The 7,746-nt window shown below is 66.7% G+C and carries 7 protein-coding genes; 2 read left to right on the plus strand and 5 right to left on the minus strand.

Annotated features, from left to right (window positions below; translation table 11 throughout):
• Window positions 1-576, plus strand: a 576-nt coding sequence (locus B3547_RS13235) for an AAA family ATPase (protein WP_292963879.1), incomplete at its 5' end; no start/stop codon positions are given.
• A gap of 164 nt (window positions 577-740) precedes the next feature.
• A complete protein-coding gene (locus B3547_RS13240; RefSeq protein ID WP_292963881.1) occupies window positions 741-944 on the plus strand; it encodes a DUF1737 domain-containing protein in 204 nt (67 codons plus the stop codon).
• 21 nt (window positions 945-965) lie between these two features.
• Here the strand turns inward: B3547_RS13240 and B3547_RS13245 are convergent, their stop codons facing one another.
• From B3547_RS13245 to B3547_RS13265, 5 genes are all read right to left on the minus strand, one after another.
• Window positions 966-2,783 carry an ABCB family ABC transporter ATP-binding protein/permease gene (locus B3547_RS13245; protein ID WP_124811315.1) on the minus strand — a complete coding sequence of 606 codons (1,818 nt, stop codon included), beginning with the start codon at window positions 2,781-2,783 and terminating at the stop codon, window positions 966-968.
• Window positions 2,784-2,878: 95 nt separating this feature from the next.
• Window positions 2,879-3,835 carry a retroviral-like aspartic protease family protein gene (locus tag B3547_RS13250; protein WP_124811314.1) on the minus strand — a complete coding sequence of 319 codons (957 nt, stop codon included), beginning with the start codon at window positions 3,833-3,835 and terminating at the stop codon, window positions 2,879-2,881.
• Between the two features lie 55 nt (window positions 3,836-3,890).
• The gene (locus tag B3547_RS13255; RefSeq protein ID WP_292963885.1) at window positions 3,891-5,423 is read right to left on the minus strand and encodes an oligosaccharide flippase family protein; all 1,533 of its coding nucleotides are present in this window, start codon (window positions 5,421-5,423) and stop codon (window positions 3,891-3,893) included.
• Complete coding sequence (locus tag B3547_RS13260) at window positions 5,420-6,451, minus strand: glycosyltransferase family 2 protein (protein ID WP_292963887.1); 1,032 nt, start codon at window positions 6,449-6,451, stop codon at window positions 5,420-5,422. The genes B3547_RS13255 and B3547_RS13260 overlap by 4 nt, the downstream gene beginning before the upstream one ends.
• Window positions 6,448-7,476 (minus strand): glycosyltransferase family 2 protein, encoded by a 1,029-nt coding sequence (locus B3547_RS13265; protein WP_292963889.1) that lies wholly within the window; start codon window positions 7,474-7,476, stop codon window positions 6,448-6,450. Before B3547_RS13265 ends, B3547_RS13260 begins: the two co-directional genes overlap by 4 nt.
• Between the last annotated feature and the right edge of the window lie 270 nt (window positions 7,477-7,746).

The following is a 7,746-nucleotide window of genomic DNA, read 5'->3' on the forward strand; positions in this document are numbered from 1 at the left end:
ATCGTCTTCCTCGACGAGATCGACAAGATCGCGGTCAGCGACGTGCGCGGCGGCTCGGTCAGCCGCGAAGGTGTGCAGCGCGATCTGCTGCCGCTGATCGAGGGCACGACCGTTGCCACCAAGTACGGCCCGATGAAGACCGACCACGTGCTGTTCATCGCCAGCGGCGCGTTCCATGTGGCCAAGCCCAGCGACATGCTGCCCGAACTGCAGGGCCGCCTGCCGATCCGCGTGGAGCTGAAGGCGCTGAGCGAGGACGATTTCGTGCGCATCCTGTCGGAAACGCGCGCCAATCTCGTCGAACAGTACCGCGCCCTGCTGGGGACCGAACAGGTGACGCTGGACTTCACGCCCGAGGCGATCCGCGCGATCGCCCGCACCGCCGCGCAAGTCAACGAAAGCGTCGAGAACATCGGCGCGCGGCGGCTGCAGACGGTGATGGAAAAGCTGCTGGAGGAAGTGAGCTTCGACGCCGAGGACCGCGTGGGCTCCACAGTGACGATCGACGAGGCCTATGTGGCGGACAAGCTGGCGAGCCTTGCCGGCAACGCGGACTTGTCGAAGTATATCCTGTAAAAATCCTCCCCGATGCGGGGAGGGGGACCGTCCGCAGGACGGTGGAGGGGGCTTCTCGGCTGGGTGGCAGTCTCGGTGAGGATGGGCCGCAAGGCCAAGCCCCCTCCACCACCCTGCGGGTGGTCCCCCTCCCCATCCTGGGGAGGATCTGGTAGGGCCATGCGATGACCTACCAGACCCCCGAAGACCGCCCGATCTACCGCCTGCTCACCGGCAAGGACGACCGTGCCTTTTGCGAGCGCGTGTCAGAGGCGCTGGCGCAGGGCTGGCGGCTCTATGGCTCGCCCTCGCTCGCGTGGGATATCGAGAATAGCTGCATGAAGGCGGCGCAGGCGGTCGTGTGGCATGAGGCCGATGTGGTGAAGTGAACGCCGGAGCAGGCCGGCGGATTACTCTGCCGCCTCGCTCACCTCTTCGCTTTCCGCCGCCTGGCGCGCCCACATCTCGGCGTAGAGACCGTCGCGGCGCAGCAGTTCCAGGTGGCTGCCGCTTTCCGCCAGCCGTCCCTGATCCAGCACGAGGATGCGGTCTGAGTCCGCAATCGTCGACAGGCGGTGCGCGATCGAGATCGTGGTCCGGTTGGCGGCGACCATGCGCAGCGTGCCGAGGATGTCCTGCTCGGTCCGGGTGTCGAGCGCGCTGGTCGCTTCGTCGAACAGCAGGATCGGCGGGTTCTTGACCAGCGTGCGGGCGATGGCCACCCGCTGCTTTTCACCGCCCGAAAGCTTGAGGCCGCGTTCGCCGACTTCGGTATCGAGGCCTTGCGGCAGGCGGGCGATGAAATCGGAAATGGCGGCCCCGCGCGCGGCGGCGTCCACGTCGGCCTGTGTCGCGCCTTCGCGGCCATAGGCGATGTTGTAGCCGATGGTGTCGTTGAACAGCACCGAATCCTGCGGCACGATGCCGATCGCGGCGCGCAGGGACGCCTGCGTCACGCCGGCGATGTCCTGCCCGTCGATCAGAATGCGGCCCGATCCCGGATCGTAGAAGCGGAACAGCAGGCGCGCGATGGTGGACTTGCCCGCGCCCGAAGGGCCGACGATGGCGACGCGGCTGCCGGCCGGCACATCGAACGAAAGGCCGTGCAGGATCGTGCGGTCGGGATCGTAGCCGAACACCACGTTGTCGAAGACCACCGAGGGCCGCCGCACGATCAGCGCCGGCGCGCCGGGTGCATCGGCGACTTCCACGTGCGTATCGATCAGGCGGAACATTTCCGCCATGTCGATCAGCCCCTGCCGGATCGTGCGATAGACCATGCCGAGCATGTCGAGCGGGCGGAAAAGCTGGGTGAGGTAGGTCTGCACGAACACCAGCTGGCCAGCGGTGTACTGGCCCTTGGCCCAGCCGACGACCGTCCACGCCATCGCCCCGGCCATCAGCAGGTTGACCACGACCGCCTGCGCGATGTTGAGCAGGCCCAGGCTATTCTCGCTCTTTACCGCGGCATCGGCATAGGCACGCGTCGCCTGCGCATAGCGGGCTTCCTCGCGCGCCTCCGCGCCGAAGTATTTCACCGTCTCGTAGTTGAGCAGCGAATCGACCGCGCGGGAAAGCGCCTGCCCATCGAGCCGGTTCATCTTCTCCCGCAGATGGGTGCGCCATTCGGTGATGGTGCGCGTAACCCAGATATAGCCCGCGATCGCCACCGCCGTCGCCGCGACAAGGCCCCAGCCGAAGGTGAAGTAGAAGATCACCGCCACGATCACGAGCTGCAGCACCGTGGGCGCAATGTTGAACAGCATGAAGTAAAGCATCGTGTCGATGCTCTTGGTGCCGCGTTCGATCACCTTGGTTACTTCGCCGGTGCGGCGGGCGAGGTGGAAGCGCAGCGACAGGCGGTGCAGGCGCGCGAACACGTTTTCGGCCAGCGCGCGCGTTGCATCCTGCCCCACCCGTTCGAACACGATGTTGCGCAGGTTGTCGAAGGCGACGCCGGCGAAGCGCCCGGCCGCGTAGCCCAGCACCATCAGCATGGCGAACCGCATCAGGCGCGGGCCGGACACGTTCATCGCGTCCACCGCCCACTTCAGCAGATAGGGCAGGACAAGCTGTGTGCCGGTGGAGGCCAGGATGAACAGGCTGGCGAAAACGATGCGCCAGCGCAGCGCCTTGTTGTCGGCGGGCCAGAGATAGGGAAGGAAGCGCCGCAGCGTGTGCCATCCATCGTGGCGGGCGTTGCGGTCGGTGGCGGTTTCGGGCGGCATGGGCCTTCACATAGGCGCTTTGCGCCGATCCGCCAGCCCCGTTGCCCGATCGGGTGGATTATCCGCGCCCGTGTCGCTGCTGGCGTCCCTTGCGTTCAGTTCATCCCGAACTGCATCGGCAGGCCCCGTGGCATGTCGAACAGGATGCTCCGGCTCGAAAAGTCGATCGCCACGCGGCGGAACAGGCGCAACTGGTCCATGCCGAGCAGCATCGCCGGGCGCTTGTCCAGCTTGAGCGCCTTGAACGGCGGCGCATCAGCGAACACCAGCGGGGTGTTCGACATCGTCAGCCCGCCCAGCACCAGCGTGCGCGCCAGCCCCACGTCGGCGGAGATCGATTGCCCGGTCACCGATATGAGCGAGGTCTGTTCCTGCGCATGACGGCGTGCCAACGCCCTTTGCAGCGGGGGATTGCCGATCGAAGTATCCGAGCCGGTATCGATGATGATATCGGTACGGACGCCATCGACCATGGCGTTGGTCATGATCAGCTGGCCCGACCGGCGCCGCGCCTGCACCGTGATTTCGAAGCCGCTGTTGCCGCCCAGTTGCCGGGCATCGCCGATCGCCATGACCTTCTTGTCGAAATCGAGCAGGACGCGCTGGTCCTGCAGGCTGTCCAGCCCGATGATCCCGTCCGCGCCGATCCAGCGCCCGTCGAGCAGTGGGGCGGTGAGGCCATAGAAGCTGCGGCGGCCGAGGTTGATCTCCTCCACTTCCACCAGATCCACTTCCTGCGTGCCCGCCACGCCCACCAGCAGCGCCTGTCCGGCGCTGGCCAGGCCAAGCTGCCGGGCTATATCGCGCGACAGGATCGTGCGTTCCGCGCCGGTATCGATCATGAAGCGGTAGGGACCAGCCCGTTTGCTGCCCGTTTGCGCGTTCTCGACGCCGATATGCACCGGTACGGTCATGCGGGCCTGCAGATCGGGCGTGATCGCCACGATGTCGACCGAACCGGCCTGGGCCGTGCCGTCCTGCGCTACGGCGATGGGGTAGGCGGTGAACAGGGGCAGCAACGCGCCCGCCGCGAATAGCGGATATAGTGCCATGGCTTCTCTCTCCGCCTGACAGCATACGCCTGTTCGGGCGCCGGAGCCATGGTGTTTATCGGGGAAGGGGCGTCTTCCGTCGAAGCGGCAGCGCCGCCAGAATCTCGCCCAGCATCGCCGTCATTTCCGCGAACAGGGGATGACCGATCGCCCACAGCGTCGCCAGCCATAGTGCGATGCCGGCGCTCACCATGCTCGCCGCCTGCCCGAAGCCGGTTTCCGCCGGACCGTGCCACAAGACATAGCTGGCAAGCAGCGGGCCGACCGCCGCCAGCGTGGCCAGCAGGCTGCGCGCGTAAATCTGGAAAAGGTCGCGCCAGCGGAAATCGAGCATCCCGCGCATGAACGGTGCGTAGATCATTACCCAGAACAGCCCGTGGGCGAAGCGCGAGATGGCAACCCAGATCAGGCCGAACGGCGCGGTGAGCGCGATCAGCAGGACCGACATCACCGTTTCCACGATGTTGCGATGGATCAGGCCCTTCATGCGATCGAGCAGCAGCGGCAGATCCCCATTCAGCGGCAGCGAGACATAGCACAGCTGCGACAGCGCGACCCAGCCTAGCAAGGGCGCGGCGGCAAGCCATTTCGGGCCGTAGAGCAGGTTGACCAGCGGCTCCGACAGCACGGCGATGCCCGCCATCGCGGGCCAGGTGACACCGGTATAGGCGGCGACGACGCGCAGGTAGGGCGGGCCGAGCGGCTGGCCACTGTCGCGCACCTGGCGGAAGGCCGGGTAGAACACGCCGGTCACCGCGCCGGCCACCAGCAGACGCAGTTGCAGCGCCAGCCCCGAGGCACGGGTGAACAGTCCGACGGCGGTGTTGTCGATCAGCCGGCCGATGACCAGCTCGGGCGCGCGACCCGTGATCGAATAGCACGTCGCCAGCACGGAATTGGTGCCACCCAGCTTGAGCACCGGCGCGGCGCCCTTCAGGCGCATCGGCCAGGGCAGCATCAGCCCCGCACGCCACTGGCTGACCACGAGCCGCGCCGCTTGTTGCGCGAACGCGCCCCAGGCCAGCGCCAGCGCGCCATAGCCCAGCACCGCCAGGGTGACCGCCGTGGCGGCGTTGGCGATGGAGGAGCCGACCTCGATCATCGTGTTGGACTTGTAGTCCATGCGCCGCTGGCAGGTCGCCTGCGGCACGATGGCGAGCGGCACCGCCAGATAGGAGCAGGCGATCACCAGCGTGATCGGCAGCAGGCGCGGATCGCCGTAGAACAGGGCGATCGGCTTGGCCGAAAGGATCGTCAGGATCGCGATGCCCCAGGCGAAAGCCACCGAGACGGTGAACGCCATGTGGAGCTTTTCGGGTGTCAGGTCGCGTTCGCCGTTGACATAGCGGGTCACGCCGAAATCCTGGAGGAAGGCGACGATGGTGACCGCCGCGAAGGCGATCGAGAACAGCCCGAGTTCCGCCGGCGTGATGAACCAGCGCGCCAGCACCACGCTGGTCAGGAACTGGATCGCGAACGAGGTATATTGTGATACCAGCGCCCAGGCGGCGGCGGTGCGCACGGACATCTGCGGAGGGGGCATCTGCGGTTGGGGCACCTGCGGCGGCGTGTCGGCGGCCGTGCTCATGCACCGCTGCTCAGGCCGGGCACGCCGATCAGGCCGGCGGCGATGGTCGATGCCTTGATCGGATGCCCGGCACGAACAAGCCGCGCCGCCGCCCGCCACAGGCGGGAACCGCGCGCGCCGTCGCGGCGCACATGATCGCGCAGCGCCGTCCATCCGTCTCCGGAGAGAGCTTCGGGCGAATAGATCACGCGGTCGAGGATGCGGCGGCGGACATAGCGCGCCGCGCCTTCGCCGAACCACGCATCGAGTTCTTCCAGCGGTGGCATCGTCGCGATGTGTTCGGTGGGATCGGGCAGGCCGGCGGAGCGGGCACGGTGCGCAAGCCACGCGATCGCGGTATTGCGCATCTGTTCGACAACATGGCGGCTGCTGACCTGATCCGGATAGATGCGGTAGTCGACGAGGCGATCGGGCAGGTTGGCCATCGATCCGGCTTCGGACAGGCGCAACCATAGGTCGTAGTCCTCGGCATGGCGGTAGGCCGGGCGATAGCCCCCCACGGCGCGGACCGCCTCGCGCGATACCACGCAGGCGTTGTGCGAAAGCTGTGCCCCGATTTCCAGATTGGCCCGGATTCCCGCGTCGTCGAGCGGCCGCCGGAACGCAGGGCGCGCGATCGGCTGGCCATCGATACCGACCATCTGGACTTCCGCACCCAACACGACAAGGCGTTCGCCATCGGGTCGCCGTGCGATTTCCGCCATCTGCCGGGCGAAACGATCGGGATGCTGGATGTCGTCGCCATCGACGATGGCGACCCAGGCCGCCCGCGCGGCATCGAACAGGCTGTTCAGCGCCGCCACGCGCCCCTTGTGAAGCGACGGGATCACGCGAATGCGCCGATCCCTCTGGGCGTGACGGGCGATGATCTGCGCCGTTCCATCGGTGGAGCGGTCGTCCAGCAGCAGGAATTCGAAATTGCCGAAGCTCTGCGCCAGCACGGAATCGATCGCGGCGTCGAGGAAGCGTTCGCCGTTATGGACGCTGGTCGCGACGGTCAGCGCGGGGGATGGCGGGTGCGCGTTCATGCTCCGATGCCGAGAATGCCGGGCAAGGTGCTCTCGCCGTTGCCGCCGCGCCGGTGCTTCTGTCGCCGCCATTGCAGCATGGGGCGCGCCAGCGCGGGCAGGATGTGCCAGATTACGAAGGATGCCCGCCAGACCACGCCTTCGACATGGCCGCTGGTGGCGCGCAGTTCGGCCAGCCCGCGCCGCGTGTCCCCGTCGACGATCCGGTCGATGGCGTGTTCGAACGCGAGCGCGGTGTGGTTTTCGGCGAGCAGGCGATCGATAAGCGGGGCTTCGGGGGCGTTGTCAGGCAAGGCGCGCCGGGCCTTTTCATATACCTTGATGTTGCCGAGCAGCATGCGGCCGCTGTTGGACGACGCCGATCCCGGCCGGACGCGATAATCGCCCAGCACGGCGTTGGCGTAATAGGCGCGACCGCCCAGCATCATCAGCCGGACCCACAGGTCCAAGTCTTCCGACTGCGCCATGGTTTCGTCGAATCCGCCAATGCGCTCGAAGTCGGCGCGGCGGAAGGTCGTGCCGATATAGACGTTGAAGGACCGGTCGAGGACGTCGGCCAACGATCCGTGCGTACCGTCGCCCGTGCCCTGCTTGCGGCCGTTCACGCACGTCCGCTCGCGCGGGACCGCGCCGAACATGCGGGCATCGCAGGTGGCGAGGCGGATGCTTGCATCGCCTTCCAGCGCCGTGACCATCGTCTCGAGATAGGCCGGGCGGAACAGGTCGTCGCCGTCGAGCAGCGCGATCAGCGGCGCGCGCGTCTGGCGCACGGCATGGTTGCGCGCCGCTGAAACGCCGCGGTTGTCCGTGTGCACGAAGCGGATGCGCGGATCGGAGAGGAAAGGTGCCACCGCGCCGGCCACATCGTCGGGCGCGCCGTCATCGATAACGATGCATTCCCAGTCGGCCAGGGTCTGCCGTTGCAACGAGCCGAGGGCCTCGCGGACAAGATGCGCCACCCCATAGGCAGGAACGATGACCGCGACACGCGGAGGTGTCGATGCCGGAGATGGGACGTTGCTCATGGGCCGGCCATACGACGCCGCGCTTAAGGAATGCCTTACACTCCGCCCGGAGCGGATCGGATGGGCGGCGGACGGGGCGCGAATCATGCGCGCGATTCGGTCTGTTCACCGTGATTCGCCGCTCTTGATCCGATCTATAACTTTGATTTTATGTGATTATATTGGGTTTATGTGGGGTGGGGTGTTTGGTGTCGGTGGGGGGCGTGGTTGGTGGTGGCGTGTTGGAGTGGATGTTTGGTGTTTGGTGTTTGAGCCGGGAATTTGGGGGTT

The sequence above is a fragment of the Novosphingobium sp. UBA1939 genome, assembly GCF_002336885.1.
Taxonomy (GTDB): Bacteria; Pseudomonadota; Alphaproteobacteria; order Sphingomonadales; family Sphingomonadaceae; genus Novosphingobium.